Annotated in this window: 1 protein-coding gene; it reads left to right on the plus strand. The window is 73.8% G+C overall.

Annotated features, from left to right (window positions below; genetic code table 11):
* Positions 1-1,064: zinc ribbon domain-containing protein (locus ACIHFD_RS67935; RefSeq protein ID WP_397375983.1), on the plus strand; the 1,064-nt coding region annotated here is incomplete at both ends.

Below are 1,064 nucleotides of genomic sequence, written 5' to 3' on the forward strand. Positions count from 1 at the left end.
GCATGAGGCGTTCCCGACCGACCTGACCGACCTGGAGCAGCCCCCGAACGTCGCGGCGCAGATCCTGCTGGCCGCGGCCGACCGGCAACTGGTCACCCTGCAGCGCACCGGCGACCACGGCGCCCGGTTGCGGCTGCGGCTGCCCCTGCTCGCCTCGCCCGCCTCCGGCCGGGACTGGGCCTGGCACGTGCTGCCGATCACCTTGCCGCCGACCGTCCCGCCACAGGCAAAGCTGTGCACCCCCACCCTGCGGGTGAAAGACGGCCGGGTACGCATCGATCTGCCGTTCCAGATCCCGATCGCGTTCGCGCCCGCCACCGGGCATGTGACCGGGATGGGGTTCGACTGGGGCCTCAACACCCTGCTGACCGGCGCGGCCGGACGGCTGAGCGACGATGGCCGGGTGCTCTGCGACGGGCGGCCACTCACCTACGACGCTGGCGGCATCTCCGCGAAGCTGCACCGGCTGCGGGCCGAACGCGAGCACCTGGCCGCCAAGCACCGGCACCAGCAGCGGCTCCTGACCGGCATCACACCCGCCGACCCCCGCTACGCGCAACTGGCCGCAGCCTGCCGGCGCGTCGGCGTCGAACACGAGCGGCTGTGCGCACGCATCCGGCACCTGAACAAGGCGCTGGCCTGGTCGGCGGCTCGCTGGACGGTCGATCAGGCCGTCGCCGACGCCGCGACGGTCATCTATCTGGAAGACCTGGCCACCCTGGAAGCACGCGGGCGCCGAGGACGCGCGAACGCGCGCCTGTCGGGGCAGGTGCGCGGGCAGATCGTCGAGGCTATCCGGCACCTGGCGGCCAAGAACGGCATCGCCGTGGTCACCGTCCCGGCGCGCGGGACCTCCCGGTACTGCCCCCGCTGCGGAGAGGGCACCTCACGGCTGCGACATTGCCCGGCCCCGGACTGGCTCGCCGAACGCGGCTGGGCGTGGGCGTCCTGCCCCGTCTGCGGCCTGTCGTGTGATCGGGACTGGGCCGCGGCCGAGCGGATCCTGGCGCGCGGACTGCTGGGCCAGGACGCCACCCGCACCGACCGCATCACGGGGGCCCGTA

Source organism: Nonomuraea sp. NPDC051941 (genome assembly GCF_044593615.1).